The 19,476-nt window shown below is 50.7% G+C and carries 18 protein-coding genes and 5 pseudogenes; 16 read left to right on the forward strand and 7 right to left on the reverse strand.

What is annotated here, in order from left to right; translation table 11 throughout:
- The 7 genes and pseudogenes from GHO32_RS26675 to GHO32_RS25070 all read left to right on the forward strand — a co-directional run.
- Positions 1–216: pseudogene (locus GHO32_RS26675) on the forward strand (hypothetical protein); the annotation flags it as partial.
- A 1,010-nt stretch (positions 217–1,226) separates the two neighbouring features.
- Positions 1,227–1,775, forward strand: a complete 549-nt coding sequence (locus GHO32_RS25045) for a hypothetical protein (protein ID WP_153335959.1) — start codon at positions 1,227–1,229, stop codon at positions 1,773–1,775.
- Between the two features lie 445 nt (positions 1,776–2,220).
- Positions 2,221–2,490 (forward strand): acyl carrier protein, encoded by a 270-nt coding sequence (locus GHO32_RS25050; RefSeq protein ID WP_098480732.1) that lies wholly within the window; start codon positions 2,221–2,223, stop codon positions 2,488–2,490.
- A complete protein-coding gene (locus GHO32_RS25055) occupies positions 2,483–2,833 on the forward strand; it encodes a helix-turn-helix domain-containing protein (RefSeq protein WP_098480733.1) in 351 nt (116 codons plus the stop codon). The genes GHO32_RS25050 and GHO32_RS25055 overlap by 8 nt, the downstream gene beginning before the upstream one ends.
- Positions 2,834–3,850: an ImmA/IrrE family metallo-endopeptidase gene (locus GHO32_RS25060; RefSeq protein ID WP_153335958.1), complete on the forward strand. Its 1,017-nt coding sequence runs from the start codon at positions 2,834–2,836 to the stop codon at positions 3,848–3,850.
- The gene (locus tag GHO32_RS25065; protein ID WP_153335957.1) at positions 3,847–4,497 is read left to right on the forward strand and encodes a C1 family peptidase; all 651 of its coding nucleotides are present in this window, start codon (positions 3,847–3,849) and stop codon (positions 4,495–4,497) included. Before GHO32_RS25060 ends, GHO32_RS25065 begins: the two co-directional genes overlap by 4 nt.
- On the forward strand, positions 4,475–5,275 hold the full coding sequence (locus GHO32_RS25070) for a hypothetical protein (RefSeq protein WP_153335956.1): 801 nt from the start codon (positions 4,475–4,477) through the stop codon (positions 5,273–5,275). Before GHO32_RS25065 ends, GHO32_RS25070 begins: the two co-directional genes overlap by 23 nt.
- A gap of 9 nt (positions 5,276–5,284) precedes the next feature.
- On the opposite strand, the gene GHO32_RS25075 is transcribed toward GHO32_RS25070, so the two are convergent.
- The 4 genes from GHO32_RS25075 to GHO32_RS25085 form a co-directional block, all read right to left on the reverse strand.
- The gene (locus GHO32_RS25075; RefSeq protein WP_153335955.1) at positions 5,285–5,956 is read right to left on the reverse strand and encodes a uracil-DNA glycosylase; all 672 of its coding nucleotides are present in this window, start codon (positions 5,954–5,956) and stop codon (positions 5,285–5,287) included.
- A 5-nt stretch (positions 5,957–5,961) separates the two neighbouring features.
- The gene (locus GHO32_RS26970; protein ID WP_256678627.1) at positions 5,962–6,717 is read right to left on the reverse strand and encodes a hypothetical protein; all 756 of its coding nucleotides are present in this window, start codon (positions 6,715–6,717) and stop codon (positions 5,962–5,964) included.
- Between the two features lie 92 nt (positions 6,718–6,809).
- Positions 6,810–7,172: a hypothetical protein gene (locus GHO32_RS26975; RefSeq protein WP_256678628.1), complete on the reverse strand. Its 363-nt coding sequence runs from the start codon at positions 7,170–7,172 to the stop codon at positions 6,810–6,812.
- Between the two features lie 29 nt (positions 7,173–7,201).
- A complete protein-coding gene (locus GHO32_RS25085) occupies positions 7,202–7,480 on the reverse strand; it encodes a DUF4031 domain-containing protein (RefSeq protein WP_153335953.1) in 279 nt (92 codons plus the stop codon).
- Positions 7,481–7,524: 44 nt separating this feature from the next.
- Here GHO32_RS25085 and GHO32_RS25090 point away from each other — a divergent pair, with 44 nt between their 5' ends.
- Both GHO32_RS25090 and GHO32_RS25095 read left to right on the forward strand, forming a co-directional pair.
- A complete protein-coding gene (locus GHO32_RS25090) occupies positions 7,525–7,902 on the forward strand; it encodes a helix-turn-helix domain-containing protein (RefSeq protein ID WP_256670990.1) in 378 nt (125 codons plus the stop codon).
- 37 nt (positions 7,903–7,939) lie between these two features.
- Positions 7,940–8,344: pseudogene (locus tag GHO32_RS25095) on the forward strand (LysR substrate-binding domain-containing protein); the annotation flags it as partial.
- Positions 8,345–8,355: 11 nt separating this feature from the next.
- Here GHO32_RS25095 and GHO32_RS25100 read toward each other — a convergent pair.
- Positions 8,356–9,492, reverse strand: a pseudogene (locus GHO32_RS25100) (YifB family Mg chelatase-like AAA ATPase); the annotation flags it as partial.
- A 124-nt stretch (positions 9,493–9,616) separates the two neighbouring features.
- Between GHO32_RS25100 and GHO32_RS25105 the strand changes: the two are divergent.
- From GHO32_RS25105 to GHO32_RS25120, 4 genes are read left to right on the forward strand one after another with little or no spacing between them, the layout of a single operon-like run.
- On the forward strand, positions 9,617–10,714 hold the full coding sequence (locus GHO32_RS25105) for a site-specific integrase (protein ID WP_125923577.1): 1,098 nt from the start codon (positions 9,617–9,619) through the stop codon (positions 10,712–10,714).
- Between the two features lie 2 nt (positions 10,715–10,716).
- Positions 10,717–12,738, forward strand: a complete 2,022-nt coding sequence (locus GHO32_RS26550; protein ID WP_172901774.1) for a hypothetical protein — start codon at positions 10,717–10,719, stop codon at positions 12,736–12,738.
- Positions 12,735–14,567 (forward strand): tyrosine-type recombinase/integrase, encoded by a 1,833-nt coding sequence (locus GHO32_RS25115; RefSeq protein WP_096426646.1) that lies wholly within the window; start codon positions 12,735–12,737, stop codon positions 14,565–14,567. Before GHO32_RS26550 ends, GHO32_RS25115 begins: the two co-directional genes overlap by 4 nt.
- Positions 14,564–15,025, forward strand: coding sequence for a hypothetical protein (locus GHO32_RS25120; protein ID WP_125923578.1), 462 nt, complete (start codon positions 14,564–14,566; stop codon positions 15,023–15,025). The genes GHO32_RS25115 and GHO32_RS25120 overlap by 4 nt, the downstream gene beginning before the upstream one ends.
- Here the strand turns inward: GHO32_RS25120 and GHO32_RS25125 are convergent.
- Positions 15,014–15,283, reverse strand: a pseudogene (locus GHO32_RS25125) (Sir2 family NAD-dependent protein deacetylase); the annotation flags it as partial. The gene GHO32_RS25120 and the pseudogene GHO32_RS25125 sit on opposite strands and share 12 nt — an antisense overlap.
- Before the next feature lie 178 nt (positions 15,284–15,461).
- Between GHO32_RS25125 and GHO32_RS25130 the strand changes: the two are divergent.
- Positions 15,462–15,680: pseudogene (locus GHO32_RS25130) on the forward strand (IS30 family transposase); the annotation flags it as partial.
- Between the two features lie 168 nt (positions 15,681–15,848).
- On the opposite strand, the gene GHO32_RS25135 reads toward GHO32_RS25130, so the two are convergent.
- Positions 15,849–16,511 (reverse strand): GntR family transcriptional regulator, encoded by a 663-nt coding sequence (locus GHO32_RS25135; protein WP_096426644.1) that lies wholly within the window; start codon positions 16,509–16,511, stop codon positions 15,849–15,851.
- A 315-nt stretch (positions 16,512–16,826) separates the two neighbouring features.
- On the opposite strand from GHO32_RS25135, the gene GHO32_RS25140 reads away from it, so the two are divergent.
- Both GHO32_RS25140 and GHO32_RS25145 read left to right on the forward strand, forming a co-directional pair.
- Positions 16,827–18,170, forward strand: a complete 1,344-nt coding sequence (locus GHO32_RS25140) for a nucleobase:cation symporter-2 family protein (protein ID WP_096426990.1) — start codon at positions 16,827–16,829, stop codon at positions 18,168–18,170.
- Positions 18,171–18,587: 417 nt separating this feature from the next.
- Entirely contained in the window at positions 18,588–19,337 is a 750-nt protein-coding gene (locus GHO32_RS25145) for an outer membrane protein OmpK (protein ID WP_096426643.1), read from the forward strand.
- Positions 19,338–19,476: the final 139 nt, after the last annotated feature.

Below are 19,476 nucleotides of genomic sequence, written 5' to 3' on the forward strand. Positions count from 1 at the left end.
GGTACTCAGGTGGTTGTATTGGGTAGACATGGCAACACCTTACATGAGGTGTTGCACTTGCTCCTTGAGACCGCCCAGTCAATCCAGCTATTTAGACACGACCCTGTAAATTACGAGAGAGCGTATAAGCAAGCTGGAAAAATAGCTTTATTTTTTGAAGGTACTGTTGATGCGACTACAATATATTCCATGTCCCAAGAGGCGAACCCCGAGTAACTGGACCTGTGTGGCGTTAGATAAAACTCATCTCAAATAGCTTCACGCTTCCTACAAACATGTGAAACCAATAGCATCTACAAATCAAACTCAAACTCAAACTCAAACTCAAACTCAAACTCTAAATACTTTACTACCAAACTTTTCGCAAACTTGGCATGCAATAACGGAAATTCAAAAATACGAACACCCCAAACAACACAGCTCTTACAACGAATATGCGCTCATCGTTCAAAGCAATAAAATACTCAACACCCCACACAACAAGCTCTGTGTAAAATGCACACGACGCTAAAACAATCAAACACAATCCGAAAATAGATATTTTTTCTCTCATATATATAAACCTTTAAAAATTGCCATTTAGCACCCAGACCGACATCCAAATATCCGAGACAGTGTCGCTTAGCCTTGGAATTTAAAATTGCAGCCAGAAAAATCACAATAAAAACATACACAACAACATAAACATATTCCAATAGACACTCGCCCATCGAAACCAATTTTCTAACACCATAAAAAATAAGGCCTAAAAACAAGCACGACTAAACACCAAAAATTCACATCTATATAATACCTAACGCTCTAAAACCTCATAAACATTTTTGCAAACATACAATTAATAAGTCACAATACGCACACTTTAAAAATTTTTCCATCTCAAAAAAACCAACGCACTATCATTATTTTAATTACCACCCAAAAAAAGAAAGAACACTACACACAAGAAGAACTTTCCTACAAAAATACCTATCAGCCACTCACCGACCGTTACTGCAACGCCTCCGCCAGATGTTTCCGCTCAATGGATTCAATCTGCTCCATATCCGACAATGTGCGCGTCACTTCCAATTAGAGCTTTCTCTCAGATTCCAGGCGCTGGCCACGTCACAAAAGTCAGATTTTTTACTACTACGCAACTTTGATACCAATGTGATACTAATACGCTTAGCCGCTGTCGATAACCCTACTCGGCGAAGGCCATTTGCCAATGATCAGAGGATGAATTGGTGTTGCTGAAAACAGATTTTGAGGCGGACTGGATCGTTGAGATGCGACGGATCATGGAAGAGCATTGGCCGATGGACCTTACTTCAGCGCACACCGAGGAATTGGCAGCGCTGTTTTTCCATGCCAGAACACGCAGAGTCCAACCAAGGCCCAAGGCCGTGCATTTATCTAATGCCTTCGCCTACCCACTTGAGCACGAAGCAGGGTGGGCAGAGCTCAAAGATAAAATAGAAGCCGGTGAAGACCTGTCGCCGTATCTGAGCCTGAAAATTGAAAACTTCAAAGGCAAGGATGGGCTGCTACTGGATTGGGGCATTTACCACTTCCATCTTGGACAGGCGCAGCACGCAAAAAACAAGAGCTTCGTTGAGCGCACAGGTCCAGTGGTCTTCGGTTTTCCCACTGATGATGCATTCCATGCGGTAGGCATCTATCAGCACGGTGCCTGGTCGGACAGTTCGGTTATTGAAACGCTGCATGCAAACTGGCCGCACCTCACGCAGGCAGCAAAGATGCAAGGTAGAGGCATGTCTCTTGGTCAAAGTTAAACCGATGAAGACAGGAAAATGCTGAGGGCCGCCGGTATCAATCTCATCACCCCACTATCAGACGGTTCCCTTCTTTTTCCTCTGGGAGGCGGGTATTCAGGCAATAGGATTTCCGCTCTGGCGGTGACAGACGCCGAGTTAGAGTGACAACGAATTCATGGCCTTCAGCACCTGATCCACGACCGAGCGGGTGAGGTTGCGCGGGCTCTTAAGGCTGAGGGTTATACCGGCAACACGGAGGTGGTTGGGCGTCTGAACTTCGGTAATGGCGTTAAGTGGGTTTCATTCGACGGGTTTCGCGTCTGCTTTGCTGTTTAACAAGGTGAGGTACCGCGCTGGGAAGCTGGCTCCAGAGATTGATGCATCGGTAGAAGTTGCAATTTCTGAGGTATCGACTTAAATTCAAACATCAAATGTACGATTTTCTTACCTCGGGACCATCGAAATGAAAGACGGCATTGAGAAACACCTTGGCCAGTTCTGGGATAAGCGTGCGCTCGAAATCGTTGATGACCCGCTGTCGGTTGATGACTTGGGTGCGCCGATGGAATCGGTCATGGCTATCGAAGCGCTTGTTGAAATCGGGAAAATGTTGAAAGTCAAAATCCCGGTGGATGTCGTGATCCGCAATGGCGGCTACGAAACCAAAGAACAGTTCGTCAAGCTGGTCACGTCTGGAATTATTAAGCACCTGAAGGAAAAGACCCATGCATAGTTCGTTGGTGGAGGATCAGGACAGGCTACGCCTGGCTGAGCGCCTGCGAGATGCTCGGGAGTATGTGGGGCTTTCCCAGGATGAGGTGGCTCATGCACTCGGGGTCTCCCGCCCGGCGGTGACCAACATCGAGTCTGGCAATCGCAAAGTGGAGGCGACGGAGCTGAGCAAGCTCGCCAAGCTCTATCGCAAGTCTATGGAGTACCTAATGACCGGAAGAGACCCGGCGCCTTCCGGCCCCACCCAGCTCGCGTTTCTGGCCAGAGCAGTAAATGGACTTTCGCAGCAGGATATTGATGAGGTAGCTCGCTTCGCCGAGTTTCTCAAGCACAAGGGACAGTGAATGGGCTTCCGCGATGTTGTTTTGCGAGCAGCACAGCGTGCGGTCGAGGTCATCGATGAGAGCGGTGCGATGGCCCGCATCGAGCAGGACGGATACACGCGAATAGACCCTTTCCAGATCGCTGCTGATTCTGGGGTGATGGTCATGCTGCGCCCAATGGAGAAGTTGCTCGGGGCATTTCTGGGTGACGAAACGCCTGGAATATTGGTCAATGTGGATCGTCCGGCAGGCCTGGTTCACATGACCTGTGCCCACGAGCTGGGTCATTTTTTCATGGGCCACGACAGCAGCGCCGACGAGAAAATCTATTACGGTTCTCAGGCTGCACTCGTCGAGCAGGAAGCGGATCAGTTCGGGTACAACCTGCTGGTGCCTCGCAAGCTGATCGTCAAAATCATGCAGCGCAAGCAATGGACCAAGCAGGCGCTGTTCCGGCCTGACGTCCTTTATCAACTGGCGCTGCGCATGGGGGTAAGCTACGAAGCGGCGGCATGGTCGCTCAGCCGGCATGGCGTCATGAGCGCTGATCAAGTCCGGGAAATGCTGCGGACCAAGCCCGCGATGATCAAAAAAGCACTGCTCGGCGATCGTTTAGTGGATGCCCGCAAAGAGGTGTGGTTGCTAGACAGCGATGATCGAACTTCAATCCTTGAGCCTCGCCCGGATGACCAGTTGGTTGTTCGATTGCCAAGCCGCGCACCGTCAGGATATCTCTGGGAAGCCGATTCCGAGGAGTTAAAGGCGCAGGGATTTCAGTTGGAACCGTTGACTGTACCCTCGATGCCTTCAGTGGATAAGTCGCCGGTTTTCGGCGGTACAGAGATGATGGACTACCTCCTCACTGGCGGAAGGAGCAGCGATTTAGGACCGGTAAACGTGCGGCTCTCGGAGCGTGCGCCATGGGATGCCTCGAGCTCAGCCACTGATACATTCAGCTCATGCGCCAAGTTTGAGTCGTTGAATCTCGGGCTGACACCGCACTCGCGTAAGCAGTTGCTCAAGGACGGGCTAGCGTGATCGTCCCTAAGGTGTTGCTCGATGGCTTCGGTTCGCCAGCACGGCCTCAGGGGCGACGTCCGACCTGCTTGGCATTTGCATTATCGGATCTGAATCGACCGAAATCGCCCGCCGATTTGAGTCCTGAATACCTGTATCGGGCGGCCGCTATTATGACGCCGGGTTGGGGCCCGGGCGGCGGAATCACCTTCGATGCGATGCGAGAGGCATCTCGTATCGGTCAGCCTGAGGAAGCCGCATTCCCATACTGCTCTGAAGAGCCTTCGCTCCCAATTCCCGATCTGCCATCGGGACTTCAGCATTACGGTGACTTATTGCAGTGCGTATCGGCAGACCCTACCGATATCGCCTGTTTTATAAGTGCCGGTCAGCCGATCGGATTGGGTCTGCGGGTAACGCCCGAATTCTTCAAGCCTGAAGGGGGCCTAGTGGCTTTCGGTGATCAGGTCATGCCAGGACTTCTCCATGCGGTAGTCGCTATTGGCGTGGGGCATGAAGAAGGAAATAGCGCGCCATGGTTCTACGTGCGCAATAGCTGGGGCCCCCAGTGGGGTGTAGACGGACACGCCTGGATTTCAGGCGCCTATGTAAGCGCGCATGCCGAATGTGCTTTTGGAGTAGAGAATGGCAAAACTGATCGCATCTGAAAGTTTGGGGCAGGCTTGGGTGGCTGCGGCGCGACATCTGGCGAAATGCAAGCAGCGCAAGGATCGGAATTTGATCCTGGAGATCAGCGCGCCTCAGAAGCTGGGCAAGGATGATCTGAAAATCATCAAGGCTGTGGATGCGGCATTGCGCAGCAGTCGTGAGGACCTGAGCGTCGAGACCGTGGCGGGCACCATTTTTCCCAATGGGTTGGCCCGACGATTTTCTCGTCCCGAGCTATACACAAATTACTTGGCGTTGCTGGCCAAGGGCAAAAAACGCAGTTCGTGGGGCACGTATGCTCAGCGCATGATGAGTCGTCCGAGCCGAAACGGGACAGGGACCATCAATCCATTGGACGACTTGATTGAGCGCCTGCTTCAAACGCACAACGGTACCAAGTACCAATCGGCGTTCGAGCTGGGGGTCAGTGATCCCGATATTGATCTGGCACCGCCACTCGACGGACATGGGTATGAATTACCGGTGTTCGACCCATCTCGAGATGCAAAACCCCTCAATGTCCCTTGCTTGAGTCATCTGAGCTTCAAAATTACAAATGGCAAGCTGGATCTGACAGCGATCTACCGCTCTCAATGGTACTGCCAGCGCGCGCTGGGCAACCTTATCGGGTTGAGCCAGCTTCACTCGTTTGTGGGCAAGGAATCCAAATATGAATGTGGAGTGCTTACCTGCATCGCAACGCATGCGTATTTGGATATGGAGACCTTTGGCAAGGTGGGTGTCACCAAAGATCTCTTAGCTGCTCTACCTGGTTGAAGGCAATCTTCAGAGAAGCGAAGCCTGACGACTTTCCTGGGAAAACTGAGGGTGCAGATTGTAGAGTTTGGCCATCCCTGCGCGGAAGTCTCGGATTCCCCCGTAGCTCGGATGACGAATGGTTTCTATGGGCAGGCCGAAGCGCGACGCATAGTGCGCGGCGTCCTGGCCAATCGCGATAATCTTCCTGATCCGAAGCCAGCTGAAAAGCTCGTTATTAAGCTCATCCACCAAAGCCAGTTCTTTTGCGCTGAATTTGCGGTTGGTAAATGGATTGCCGGGTTCATGTGGATGAAATGGGAACACATTCCACAACAGGGGAGGAATATCGATGGCCTTCAGGACTGCCCAGATCTCAGCAGCGGTCCGTTCGGCGATTGCTGGCCCTCGAGTTGCCTGTTGTGACTCACACCCTGGGTACACGCGTGTCATTTCGCAAAGGTGGAATTCGTCGGTAAGGGCCAGCCCGGTCCGACGTCCACCGCGATATCCCAGATCACGACCCATCCAGATGGTGTCGGTGCCAAGATCGGATACAGCCTGAAGATAGGTCTTCAGGTTTTTGCGACGAGAGGCAGCAGCGCCCGCGCGATCATGCACAGGGCAGGTGTCTGCGTATGGGTTGAACACATTGTCGAGGCTGAATTCAGCCAAGGCCTTTACGAAGGATGTAGGGGTCATTGCGTTTAGGCCTCTTTGAGGGGCTTGTGAAAAGTCAGCGTCCCTTCAGTCATGTTGACTACCACCGAGCCTCCTCGATGCTCGCGCAGTTCGCGAAACATTCTGAATCCTTCGATGATGGCAAGCTCCCACTGCCAAAGCTTGCATCGCTGAACCTCGTAACCCCGAACCATCCCTTGGATCTGCTTGAGTAGGCCGTAGTCGAGACGTCCAGGTTGAGTTGCTGCGTAGTAATCATATTTTTTCGCGTGGTCGAAAATCCAAGTGGCGATGCCTTCTTCAATGATCGCTGCGCGAGCGCCATCGTCGTTCTCATCCTTAGCGGGGTCGGATTTCCGTTTGCGCTTGAGCAGTGCCCGCAACACTGGTGACCAACCTAGATACGCCACATAAGCCAAATGGAAGACATCGTGGAAGCGATAGTCGTCAGGCTCGTTGCTGTTGTCGGTAAGGCGGTCACCGATATAGACGCCATTCAGGCGCTGAACCACATGCTTGTTCTGGCCTTCGCCGCGTTCGATGAATTCGATAGTGAATTCGCGCTCGAACTGCTCATGCTCCGGAAAGCCTTCATCGAAAAGTGGAAATTCACGCTTCTGGTCACTTGGCCAGCGACTGGCCGTTTTTTCCAGATTCCCCAAGGCTACATCTTCGAGGTTCAGGTTAAAGCTGGAGCAGGTCTTCGCGAGCTCCGACAACAACTGTCCGAAATAAGCCTCGCGCTTGGGTGGCGCCATACTTACCAAGCTGGCATGCGACATTTCAGCCAGCACGCCGGCGCTTAGTGCGAGCTTACCCAGCTGCGTTGGGCGGGGGATTGTATCCTCATCGCGCTGTGTTTCAATAAGACCGTCTATCTGACGGAACGTAATCGGTGGCGCGGGGCTTTCTTGCTTTCGCCGAATTCATCGCGAAGGACAAGGATGCAGTGCTCCCCTAGAGCGTCGGCGGGGATTTTTAGAAGGTGCGCCGCAATGGTCAAGTACCACAGCGCGTCGCCCAGTTCTTCTGCGGCCAAGTCGTTCTGTGCGGCCTGCAAACGGTCACGACCTGCTTTTTTCACGGAGGAAAGTAAGCCACCAATCTCGCCGAAGTATCCAAAGCGAATGTATTGAAGGCTATCGGCATCGTCCTCGAAGCGCATGCTCTCCCGCGCTTTGAGCATGTACTTGGCTACGGTAAGTGCTACCGGACGCGGTTGAGGTACTGGCACCATCAATCCTCCTTGATCATGTTTAAGCTATTTCAGGCGAGCCCTAGCACCTGCTGCCGTAGTTCCATCTTCAGCTGCTTGCAGCAACCGACGATTGTCTCGCGATCGGCGTCGATTGCTCCCATTATCAGCGCGCGTTCACGCATTGAAACGGTCACATCGTAGTGCGGGTAACCCTTGGATTGGAACCAGCTTTTGCGCAAGCCCAATCGAGAGGCGAACGAGTGAAGCTCATCCAGAGTATCCGCCGCCAGATGACACCAGAGCTTGCCCCGCCACAGGATATCTTCTGAATCCACGTAGACCGCCATTCTGCTCGCCTTCTGTAAAAATATGTGCAAATATTTTGCACATTATGGGAAAAAAATTCAACTCCTCATCCGACGTCGCCCTTATTGGGGCGCAAATTCGTCAAGCTCGCATGAGCCAAGGTCTAACGCTTGTAGACCTGGGTCGTGCGGTCAACGTGCATCATTCTCAGATCTCTCGTTACGAGCGAGGGTATATGAGCAGCGCTGGAAAAAATTTGCATAAAATATGCACATTTCTGCAAATTAAAGATGATCCACGCGAATATTCAACCGGCACCTCGAGCTTGGGACGAAAAGTGGACGAGCTTCTTCGCGTTGCGCCAGAGTGTGAACCGGCAGTGGCTAAGTTGGTAGAAGCATTGGAAGAACTCATCGCCGGGACGCATCCCGCAAGAATGTCTCCGGATAGCTCTGAATCGTAAATCGATCAGCACTCATCGATGCTCCAAGCGCCCACCCCCCAATCTGCTGGACGAACAGCCGTGGGACGCAAAACGGCTTGCGGGCACCGAACTGTTGCACCCTACGCCAGACCGTCGGGACTGGCGGCGCTGGCTCGATTGCATGGGCCTCAGCGGCCAGGTCTCGCTCAAGGGCGGGCAAGTGTTCGACACCCTGGAACTGGGCATGATCGCCGCCGCACGCGGCTACGGCATTTCCATGGGCGACTTGCTGATGGTGGCCGAGGACGTTGCCCAAAACCGCTTGAGCCTGCCATTCCCCACGGCCGTGGCCAGCGGTGAAAACTACTATTTGGTCTGGCCCAAAACCCGGCCCGGCGGCGAGCGCTTGCGCCGCCTGAGTGACTTTTTACTGCATGAAGTGGCGGTGATGGAGCTGCCGGCGGTGGAGCAACGGCAGTAAAACCGTAGCACTCAGCCACTCACTGGCCGGTACTGCAACGCCTCCGCCAAGTGCTTGCGTTCAATGGATTCGACCTGTTCCAGATCCGCCAAAGTACGCGCCACTTTCAATAAGCGGTGCGCGGCCCTGAGTGACAAGGTCATGCGTTCGCATGCGGTTTCCAGCCAGGTGTTGTCCACGTCAGTCAGGGTGCACTGGGTTCGCACGCCGGGCAGGTCGAGAAACGCATTGGTACAGCCTTGGCGTTGCAACTGGCGCTCGCGCGCCGCCGCGACGAGTCCAGCGGCGTTGGCGGTGGTGTCTGCCGAGGCGAGCGGGGGGTTGAGCGCGGTGGTTTCACGGGCCACGGTCAGGTGCAGGTCAATCCGGTCGAGCAGCGGGCCGGAAAGTTTGTTGCGGTAGCGCTGGACCTGTTCCGGGGTGCAGCGGCAACGCCCCGTCGGCTCCCCCAGATAACCGCACGGGCAGGGATTCATGGCAGCGACCAGCTGAAAACGCGCCGGAAAACGCATGCGGTCCCGCGCACGGGCGATCACGATAAAACCAGATTCCATGGGTTCTCTGAGTACTTCGAGGACTTTACGATCAAACTCGGGCAGTTCATCCAGAAACAACACCCCGTGGTGCGCCAGGGTGATTTCGCCAGGCTGCGGTTTTGAGCCGCCGCCCACCAGCGCCGGGCCGGAGGCCGAGTGGTGTGGCTGCCGAAACGGGCGCTGCGGCCAGCAGCTCAGCGGCACATGGCTGGCCACCGACTGGATGGCCGCCACTTCCAGCGCCTCTTGCTCGTTGAGCGGTGGCAGCAAGCCGGGCAGGCGGCTGGCCAGCAAGGTTTTACCGGTGCCCGGCGGCCCGGTAAAAAGCAGATTGTGGCTGCCTGCGGCGGCGATCAACAGCGCCCGCTTGGCCGACAGCTGGCCCTGCACATCACTCAAATCTGGGTATGGCTTGCTCACGTGCAGCAGGCCGCTGGCCACATAGGGTTCAATCACCGCGCGAGCGGCAAAATGCGCCACAGCTTGCAGCAAATGCTCGACCGCGATCACTGTGAGCCCCGAGGCCAGACATGCCTCCTCGGCGTTCGCCAGCGGCACCACCAAGACCCGGCCCGCCGCCCGCGCCGCCAATGCGGCAGGCAACACGCCCTGTTAGTGTGACTTGAGAAAGCGATCTACCCTATGAGCAGCGTGCTTAGCCATCGAGAGGGACCAGAGTGACTCCTATCGTATCTTTCATCATGATCGGAGAAATCTATCGATTAGGAGCGGGCGCATGGTGACTGTGGTTCGCGTGTCCTTCGAGAGGGCCGCTGATGCTGGACTTGCACGATTGAAGCATAGAGTTCCTCAGTTTTTTACTGAAAATGGATGGCCGTATGTTATTGAAAATCGATTCCTCCGATCTAAATGTAAACGACTTAGTCTTAAAAGTATTGCTACTGTCGCTGAGCAGCTTAAGGAGTATCTAGAATGGCGAGAGTTGAACAATATAGCCGTTGAAGATATTTCCGAGACGAATTTCGAGTATTACATCGATGCTCAGTGTTCGCATTTCACCAAGAATGGGAAGCCGTTAGCATGGAATACCGTAAACAGCAGAATTGGTGGGGCGCATCGATTTGTATATTGGTGTGTGAAGAATAATTATAATGCTCATGTTGAACTAGAATATGTCCCAAGCAGGCAATTTGGTGATCGTAGATATAAAACTAAAGGGCACCCTCGTAAGAAATTCAAAGAGCCGACCAAGTTTTTATTAATTGATGACGCGCTTGAATTTATACGTTGTTTAGGAGAGAGGTCGAGTGTTAGTGGCAGGACTGGCCAGAGGAATAGGTTGATAGCGAAACTAATGCTCCAATGCGGCCTCAGGATCTCTGAGGCGGTCAATTTTCCTCTCGCTGATCTGCCAGAAATAATAACTACCGGCCATTCAACTCCCGCTCGTATCATAGGGAAGGGAGAGAAGCCAAGAGTTATCCTGATTCCAAATCGTCTTCTTGCTGATCTTTGGGCGTATGCAGATATTACGCGTGCTAGGATAATAGAAGTGTCGACGCGCGAGATCTCGGATCAGCACTTATTTTTATCCGAGTATGGGCGGAAAATAACTATAAATTGGATTGAGAAACTATTTGCCAGGGCTGGCGCTTCCATGGGTCTGCACGTCGTTCCTCATGTGCTGAGGCATACCTATGGCTCTTATCATTATATTCATAACAAGGATCTAGTTTTCTTGGCTCGTTTGATGGGGCACGAGGATCCGTCTACGACTGAGAAGTTCTATGTCCATGTCGCAAAACTGATTTCCTACACTGGAAACTATGAACAGCTTCAGGTAGAAGTTGATAATATGTGCGCAGGAATGTGAGCATGGAAAAAGCGAAGCCAACAATTTCATCTTTGGGTGCGGACGAGGTTCGTGTGCTCAAAGAGTTGAAATGTACGATACAATGCAAAAACACTAAACAGACCCATCATTACAATTTTGGAGGTAGGCCCCAGTTTGAGTCGATGCGGCGGATTATTTCTATATTTGCCTGGGCCATTTATAAACGTCGCCATCATGCTGGACACCAAACTCGAGTTTCTGCTCGTGACTACTTTTGGAACTTTCTGAGATTTCTAGATGAACAGGGCATCCGAGAGCCAGAGGAGTTGGTTAAAGGCACCTTGCTTCTGTTTGTCCATTGGTTGAAGCAGCACCCAAGTCTTAGCTATTCCACTGCTAGCGCGCAGTTTAGAGGCCTAAGACCTTTCTTTATTCAGATGAGCAAGCATGAAAAAGTCTCTTGTGAATTTGTTCCACCTAAAAATGCCTTTCCTAAGGCTAGTAGTCTCCAGAGCGCAAGTTTGGGGTACGATAAAAAAGAGTTGAAGGACATTGTTCGAGCGGCGGTGGCAGGGATGCGAGAAACGATGGAGAAGTTTAATTCTGAGTATATACCACAGTGGTTGGGAAAACCACCGCCTATCGATGATGTGGCACCATTCGGACCAAATGGCGGAGGAACATATTGGAGCAGTTTGGAGTATAAAATCTGGTGGTGGGAGAACCATTGCAAGTGCGTCCGACTAAATTCTACGGACTTGTCGCGCATGCCGCAAGGGCAGGTGTTCATGAGTAGTTTCAAAACTGAGAACCAAACAGGGATGGTTGGCGTCGAACGGTTTTATGATGCCATAGGTGCGGGACCTAAATATGTCACTAAATATCTTGGCCAGTCATGCCCTATAACGTATCGAACGCCTTGGAAGAAGATCGACTACTTAGTTTGGTATTGGGAAAATAATCTAGGATGTAAGCCATTATGGGGAGAGGAACTCAAAGAAGTTTCACCCGAATTTTTTGGTGCCTTGAAAGAGTATTTTGGCGGCAGGGTTAATGAGTTTTATGGTGCGCTTGGAATCTATCGCTGGTTGAGTGGTTCTGATTTGGTTTCATTTTACATTCTGCTGTTAATTCGTACCCAGCTTAACCCTTCCGTGGTTCAGAGGTTAACGGTGGACTGCATAATTCCAGATCCACTTAATCCGGATAAAAAGCGATTGAGCTGGATTAAGTATCGTTCTTCTAAAGAGGGCTCGACCATTCCGTCTGATCAAGCATGCGAGGGTTGGCCCGTTATGATCGTTAACAAGATTCTGAAGATTACTGAATCAATTCGTGGTGATGAAACCGAACTTTGGATCACGAACTCAAACAGGTTCAAAACAACGCTACCATTAGGGAACTCTGGATTCAAGGATGCGATGAAAGAGTTTTCTCTGAAACACCACCTCAAGCATTCTTCCGGTGAGCCACTTATACTGCAAGCGAAACTTATCCGGCCTACCATGGCCTGGAGTGAATATTTAAGAACTGAGGATATGCGCTACCTGCAAACCTTGCTAGGTCAGGAGAAGTTAGAAACTACGGCGGACTACTTAAGGAGAATTTCAGATCCCCTCTTTATCATTAGGAGGGGAGTGCATCAAGAGGCTTGGTTCTTAGATCTAATTGCCACGGACGGCAGCGGTATTAGTAGTAGCGCTTCGCTGACGAGCGGTCTTTTGAGCTCATGTAAAGATCCGTTGCGATCACCTATCCCTGGGCAGTCGGACGGAAAGATGTGTGATGCCGGACACGAAGTCTGTTTAGGCTGCTCCAATTTGGTCATAACTCATGAAGATATTAAGAAATACTTTTGTTTTATGCGTTATCACGATGAATTATACGGTTCTGGCCTGATATCGTTTGAAGAGCACTGCAGTGCTACCGCCGAGAAGAAATTCGTATGGGAAAATCAAATACTAACTCGTTATCCAGTTTCTGTTATAAATGAGATAAGGCGCGATGCCGATCTTCGGCCGATCGGGATCTGGTCTCCGACCGTTGAAGGAATGTGGTTGTGAATGAGCATCAGCAAAAATTACTAAAAGATCTTTTGACTAAACCCACTATGTCGCCAGCTTTCGTAAACCTTATTGGTGTCCATGATGATATACGAAAATCAATACAGATTTCACCAAGCTTACTGTACTCGGAAAATATTTGGAATAGGTCTGGCGAGTATCCAGGTCTTCGGCCTGCTGATGTAACACTTAACTTCGCTCGCATTGTATTTGATGATGGGTCAAATGTTACTGATCCAGGCAAATCGATCTACTTCAGGTCTGTTAAAGAATTTATCTACTCAATGATATTTGATCCCCCTGCCTACCCGCCTAAATGGTCCACGGTCTGCGGACAATTTCATAAGGGAGTGTCTAGGTTGGTGCGGTATATGGAGTGCCACGGGTTTGCCCGGTTCTCGGATCTTGGCCCTTCGGATCTATCTGCCTTTCTGGAGGAGTTAGCTGCCACTCCGTCTGCCAGCGGAAAGCCACTTAATAATCGTGCTCTCCGCGCTAGAGCGACTGGGTTGAACTGGCTTTATGAACAGGCAGCTAAGCTTGAAGATGGCCTGCTATTTGATCCTTTCGCTGAGTACGGAAGTATTTCTCAATGGTCTAGCAAATGCTGCGAGGTTAATATGCCTCGCAAAGGTACTGTCACCGTAGAGATCCCAGATTCTGTAGCAAAAGAAATTTTTAATTGTGCGCTTGAAGACTTGGCAATTGCTGATACTCTGGACAAGATAGAGGCTTCTTATTCTGTGTATAAGCCTCAAAAAAGTGTTGTCAATAATCGCACAATCATTACAAATCCTTTTCCGTGGCATAAGTTCGGGCTGGAGTCAGGTCATCAAGTGAGAAGTTTGCAACTACAATTGGTAGCTGCTGCTTACATCGTTATTGCTATGCTCACTGGCATGAGATGGCACGAAATGTGTGATATCAAATGTGGTGAGTCTAGCAATTGGCTTGAGCTAACGATCGATTACGAAGGGGTCGAAAGAAAATTCTTCTTTGTTATCTCGCACACTCGAAAGTTGCAAGGGATACCTACTGCATATAGATGGCAAACCCTGCCAATCGTCAGAAAGGCGCTTGATGCCGTTGAGAGGGGGTTGGTCAGACGACGTAAAGCTGGTGTCTTTTTATTTCCGTCGGTCAAATCAGTGGGAGGTCGATTGTCTGAATCTAGTATCAGTTATGCGCTTAAGCGTTTTGTCGATATCCATGGCATCAAATATAATGGCGTCGAATGGCCATTGGCGACGCACCAATTTCGTAAAAAATTCGCCCGAATTATGACCAAAAAAGGACTCGGTATTAGAGCTCTACAAGATCAGCTAAAGCATTTTGACATTGAAATGACTCGGGGTTACGGTGAAATAAATCTGTACGTAGAGTTGCAGCGGGAAAAATTTATCGTTTCAGCGGAGCAGTACGAAGAACTACTGTCAGGTCAAACAGTTATTATCGGAGGCGGTGCCGATGAGATCAGGCAATACCAGAAGAGTTTTTTAGGGATGACTCGAGGGGAGCAGCAAGTGTTTTTACAAGAGCTTCCCAAGGCTGCCTTGATAGAACAACTGGATGATGGACTTTGTATGTATCGCTCGAGTAAGGCACTTTGTGGGGGCGACAGTGCAGCATGTCGACCAGCTGATTGCACCAATTCAATCATTCCGGCAGCCGGAAAGCGGAGGAGTTATCTCTGGCGCAATCATGAAAATAAGAGGCTTCTCGAGTATTTCAAAGATGATCCATTGAAGGTAGCCCATCTCCAACGTAGGGTTGTGGAGGTGGATAAGCTATTGGCGCAACTGGACAATGTTGAAAAGGTCTCTTCATGAAAGGCAAACCGCGTGGAAGCGTGACTGGACTTCTAAAACATCGTGACAATCAGAAGGACTTAAATACCGCAGCGATGCTGGAGGCACTTCGTCAACTCCAGAAGGAAAAGCCTACCTCCAAATGGAAATACAAAGATGTCTGGTCCCGAGCGGGACTTCAAAGCCCGGTCTCATTAAACAGCCCTTGGAACGCGCACGTCAGGGCGGAAATAGACTCTCATAACCAAAATTTGCACTCTTCCGGGTCGCAACATTCGTCTTTGGCTCTGTCCAAGGAGGAGCGAGACATAGTGATGCGATTGAGGGAGGAGTTGAAAGTTTGTCAGGCACAAAGAAGCGACGCTCTTATGCGAATTGCGCAATTTGCTGCAGATGCTGACTACTATAGAAATAAGTGTAGTGATTTGGAAAGGGCTAATGAACGGTTGAAAAACCGAGACATTGGTTCAGTCGATTAGTTTCGCTAATACCGCTGCTGCTTTCCCTATTAGCATTATTTCGTTGTCCGTCCCCATTGTGACATCGACGAGATTGACGTGTATGACTAGAGCTCCTGCTGCGATAGCAATGCCAGGTATGTCGGCTGCGGGAGTCACGATCCCTGAGGTGCCCACTGAAACAAGCACGTCACAGGCCCGGACTCTAGCCAGAGCAGTTTTCCACGTGCCTTGCTGCAAATTCTCTCTGAACCATATGACGTCAGGTCTCAATCGACCTCTGTAATGTAAGCGATCGTAACCGCTCCATGAACCCCACATTCAAAGCCCCTGCCTGAACCCGGATGCTGTGATCCCGATTTCTTTCTGGAGCCCGCCGCCATGATGCGACCCGACGCCAAAGTCGAAAAAGTCTACCTCTACCCCAAGCCCGTCGACTTTCGAAAATCAATCGATGGCGTACTTCTGCGACCCTCAAAACCCTTGGCAACGAGGGACCAATGAAAATACCAATGGCCTCCTGAGACAGTATTTTCCGAAAGGTATCGACATCTCAATCTACTCGCAGGAGCAGCTCAACGATGTAGCCAGGATGCTGAATCAACGTCCACGAAAGACACTAAACTATGAGACGCCAGCTCAGAGATTCAGCCAATGTGTTGCGTCCACCGGTTGAATCCACAGCCGATAGCGGACGTTCAAAATAGCTGCAGACGCGAGGCGAAGGTGGAGGTGCGGCACCGTTCCAAATCCTTGCGTCCCGCTGAAACCTGTGCTGCTTGAGGGGGGATTCCTTGTCCTATTCTTGCTACAAAAGGCTAGCCTGCTCTGAACCTCAAGGTCACTACAAACCGAGTGCCGCTTTGAGATCGATTTCTGGCGGTATCGCCGTGTTGAACTTGTACCCTTTGATCACCAGATTGTAGTGCGATGCTAAAAGGGCTTTAGCCGACTCTCCATCCTTGCGCTCGAGGCAGTCGACCAGACGGGAATGCTCATCTCGAAGCTGGCAGTAGTCGAACCCTGAACGGTACAAGGCATTGATAAGTGCTTCTTGGCGTCGAAGCTGGGTATGGATCTGGTTCAGGATGTCGTTCTGCATAAACGATATGAGTAGCGAGTGAAACTGCCGGCCGAGCTGATCACCAAGATCATGGTCGTGGGTTTCGAAGGCGACCCGCTCCTTAAGGGTATGAGCCCGTAAAGTTTCTAGGTCTTTTTCACTGATGGAGCGGGTCAACTGATCAATGACCCCGCTTTCCATGACCAGCAGCATTTGATAGAGCTGGTAGGCATCATCGAAGGTGGGGCAGGCAACTGTTGAAGAACGTTTAGGCGAGACCACGACTAGCCGATCTTGTGACAAGCGAATCAACGCTTGCCTTACAACGGTGCGGCTTACGTCGAACAGCTCTGCAATGTCCCGCTCGTTCAGCTTGGTCCCCGGAGGTAGTCGGCGATGATAGATGGCGTCTGAAATAGCGGAAACAATTTTATGAGTGAGCATGGCACCAGCTATCGATGGATATTCGCAGCCGGGTAGCCTAACACACCACGCTTTCCGTCGGCCCCGGCACTGTCTTGGGACCCTCCCGCAGCAAAATGGTCCGAAGAGGGGCACTTAGTTCCAAAAGCCCATCCTGGATCAGCTACGAAACCCTTAAAAATCTGATCAGCCAGACAGCTTTAATAGCTGGCACGAAAGATGCTAAAGCCTTATATGAACTGGTATACCAGATGCTAGATATGGCTTTTTAGAGCGCTCTTTGACTATGAGCTCCGGCTGCTTTCACAAGCTTGGAGCTCCACGGTGCAGGTCTATATGAAGAACTTTCCATCTCGAAATAATGTTCGCTTCATCCCGATGCTCCTGATGGCATGCCAGCACGTGATGGTGATGTACGCCGGTGCCGTGGCGATTCCATTGGTGCTGGGTGCGGCGCTTGGATTGTCGAAGTCCGATATCGCCTTTCTAATCAACGCCGACCTATTCGCGTGCGGGATCGTCACCATCATTCAGGCGCTCGGGGTAGGCCCGATAGGTATCCGCATGCCTGTAATGATGGGTGTGACGTTCACAGCGATTGGCCCCATGATTGCGATCGGTTCCGACCCTACAGTGGGTTTGTCGGGGATCTTTGGGGCTACCATCGCTGCTGGTTTGTTCGGCCTAGCTGTCGCACCATTGGTGGGTAAGCTGCTGCGTTTTTTCCCACCAGTGGTGACGGGAACAGAGATCGTCGCAGTTGGACTTTCGCTGATGTCCGTAGCTGCCGCATGGTCTGGCGGAGGCTTTGGTAATCCAGATTTTGGTAGGCCCCTTTACCTAGGAATCGCTGCAGCGGTGCTGGTCTGCATTCTGTTAATCGTGCGGTATGCCAAAGGCTTCCTGAATAACATCTCTGTACTATTAGGATTGGTATTCGGGTTCGCAGTGGCGGCGATGGCGGGTTTAGTAAGCTTGGAGGGGATCCAGGAAGCACCGGTCTTCGGGCTTATCAAACCGTTTCATTTCGGCATACCGACCTTCCATATCTGGCCAATCGCAGCCATGTGCATTGTGATGCTGGTTACCTTCATCGAGTCCACGGGAATGTTCATCGCCCTAGGCGAGATCGTTGAAAAACCAATGGACGAACGAACGCTGGTCCGGGGCTTTCGTGCTGATGCAGCAGGCACCATGATTGGCGGCATATTCAACACGTTTCCTTACACCTCCTATGCACAGAACATAGGGCTGGTCAGCATCACCGGGGTGCGCAGCCGTTGGGTTTGCGCATGTGCCGGGATGATACTGATCGTGCTTGGATTATTTCCGAAGGTCGCGTATTTCGTCGCCTCCATACCTCCCTTTGTGCTGGGTGGTGCGGGAATTGTAATGTTCGGCATGGTGACTGCCAGCGGGATGAAAGTACTCGCTCGGGTAGACTTCAAGAAGGTGGGTAACCTGTATATCGTTGCGATCAGCCTCGCGGTAGGTCTGCTGCCGGTAGTATCTCCGCACTTTTTCAGCAAGTTACCGTCTGCATTAGGGCCTATTCTTGAAAGTCCTATTTTACTAACCGCGATCGTCGCCACTATCCTCAATTTGTTCTTCAACGGAGTAGGTGCAATCCCATCATGCCAGAGTTCCGAGTCAACTCCGGCTCAATCGCAAACGCCCTAACCCGGAATTTGTACTAATTTCGTACGTTGTAAAAGTATTTAGGGAAATTTCCGAAGATATGAAGTGGTCCCTGTCTTAAATGCTCCCAAGTCAGGATTGCACTTAGCGACCGTTATCGGTCGCTTTTTTTGTCTTTAAAAAGTCGTTTATTATGGGGCGTGGTCGCACCAGCAAGTTGCAAAAGAAATAAAATATCTCGCACTGTAATACTTCGCTATCTAGCTATATGCTCTGGCACAGAGCAAAAAACACTTTTTAGGCATTGCTTTTGCCTTGAGACTCTGCGCAAAAGAGCATTTAGCTGGCCCCATACTTGCAGTGTATAAATGGCTGATCGCTCGGTCAGTTTTATATACTGGAGGTAGAGTGAAAGTTCATAAATTAGTCACTGCGGTAAGTACTGCCAGGCTGCTGGGAATGGCTTGTCTACCATCATCTGCATTTGCAGGTATGAATTGGCATAGCGACAGCTTTACTTACCAGTATGGTAAAGAATTCAAAGTGGATGCCCAGACTGTTCAGACCATAACCTATGAGCATTTCAGTGACTGGTCGTGGGGCGACATATATTTTTTCATGGATAACAACTGGTATCCAGGAGGTGGGACCTACAATGATGGACATCATTCTATTTACAGTGAAGCGGCACCGCGCCTGTCACTTGGAAAAATGCTCAACACCAACTTGGCCTTCGGCCCAATAAAGGATGTATTGATTGCTACGAGCATTGAATGGGATAAGAACGATCGCAATGGCGTTCACGATCAGTTCAATTATCTGCTAGGTCCGGGGTTTGATCTCGCGCTTCCAGGCTTCGACTATTTCCAGATAAATTTCTACTATCGCAAGCCAGATGGTGGCGATGCGCCAAGTGGTCAATGGCAGATTACTCCGAGCTGGGCTTATACCATTCCATTAGGACGATCCGACCTCGTTATTGATGGTTATTTGGACTGGGTAGTCAACAATAAGGGAACCTATCATCGTAACTTGCTCTTTAATCCACAGGTCAAGTATGACATTGGCAAATACCTAGGCTATGAAGCTAAGCACTTCTATGCAGGTATCGAGTACAACAACTGGTCTAACAAGTACGCCATCGAAAGCACCAAGGCATACAATACCAATCAGAATGTGACAAGCCTGATTGTGAAATACTATTTCTAACTATAAAGGGCAAACTAGCAATCCGCCCTTTACCGTTTACGGACACAGAAATAAAAAAGGCCACCCGAAGGTTAATGCCAGTCAGTTAAGACTGACGCATTGACCTTTAGCCCACAGGCCGCAAAATCCGATGCTTGGA

It is taken from the genome of Pseudomonas sp. FSL R10-2189 (assembly GCF_009600325.1).
Classification (GTDB): domain Bacteria; phylum Pseudomonadota; class Gammaproteobacteria; order Pseudomonadales; family Pseudomonadaceae; genus Aquipseudomonas; species Aquipseudomonas helleri.

Excerpts from the sequence above, each read along its gene's own strand:
- GHO32_RS25050 (WP_098480732.1), top strand. The coding sequence starts at position 2,221 with ATGAAAGACGGCATTGAGAAACACCTTGGCCAGTTCTGGGATAAGCGT.
- GHO32_RS25055 (WP_098480733.1), top strand. The coding sequence starts at position 2,483 with ATGCATAGTTCGTTGGTGGAGGATCAGGACAGGCTACGCCTGGCTGAG.
- GHO32_RS25060 (WP_153335958.1), top strand. The coding sequence starts at position 2,834 with ATGGGCTTCCGCGATGTTGTTTTGCGAGCAGCACAGCGTGCGGTCGAG.
- GHO32_RS25070 (WP_153335956.1), top strand. The coding sequence starts at position 4,475 with ATGGCAAAACTGATCGCATCTGAAAGTTTGGGGCAGGCTTGGGTGGCT.
- GHO32_RS25075 (WP_153335955.1), bottom strand. The coding sequence starts at position 5,956 with ATGACCCCTACATCCTTCGTAAAGGCCTTGGCTGAATTCAGCCTCGAC.
- GHO32_RS26970 (WP_256678627.1), bottom strand. The coding sequence starts at position 6,717 with ATGTCGCATGCCAGCTTGGTAAGTATGGCGCCACCCAAGCGCGAGGCT.
- GHO32_RS26975 (WP_256678628.1), bottom strand. The coding sequence starts at position 7,172 with ATGGTGCCAGTACCTCAACCGCGTCCGGTAGCACTTACCGTAGCCAAG.
- GHO32_RS25085 (WP_153335953.1), bottom strand. The coding sequence starts at position 7,480 with ATGGCGGTCTACGTGGATTCAGAAGATATCCTGTGGCGGGGCAAGCTC.
- GHO32_RS25090 (WP_256670990.1), top strand. The coding sequence starts at position 7,525 with ATGGGAAAAAAATTCAACTCCTCATCCGACGTCGCCCTTATTGGGGCG.
- GHO32_RS25105 (WP_125923577.1), top strand. The coding sequence starts at position 9,617 with ATGGTGACTGTGGTTCGCGTGTCCTTCGAGAGGGCCGCTGATGCTGGA.
- GHO32_RS26550 (WP_172901774.1), top strand. The coding sequence starts at position 10,717 with ATGGAAAAAGCGAAGCCAACAATTTCATCTTTGGGTGCGGACGAGGTT.
- GHO32_RS25120 (WP_125923578.1), top strand. The coding sequence starts at position 14,564 with ATGAAAGGCAAACCGCGTGGAAGCGTGACTGGACTTCTAAAACATCGT.
- GHO32_RS25135 (WP_096426644.1), bottom strand. The coding sequence starts at position 16,511 with ATGCTCACTCATAAAATTGTTTCCGCTATTTCAGACGCCATCTATCAT.
- GHO32_RS25140 (WP_096426990.1), top strand. The coding sequence starts at position 16,827 with ATGAAGAACTTTCCATCTCGAAATAATGTTCGCTTCATCCCGATGCTC.
- GHO32_RS25145 (WP_096426643.1), top strand. The coding sequence starts at position 18,588 with ATGGCTTGTCTACCATCATCTGCATTTGCAGGTATGAATTGGCATAGC.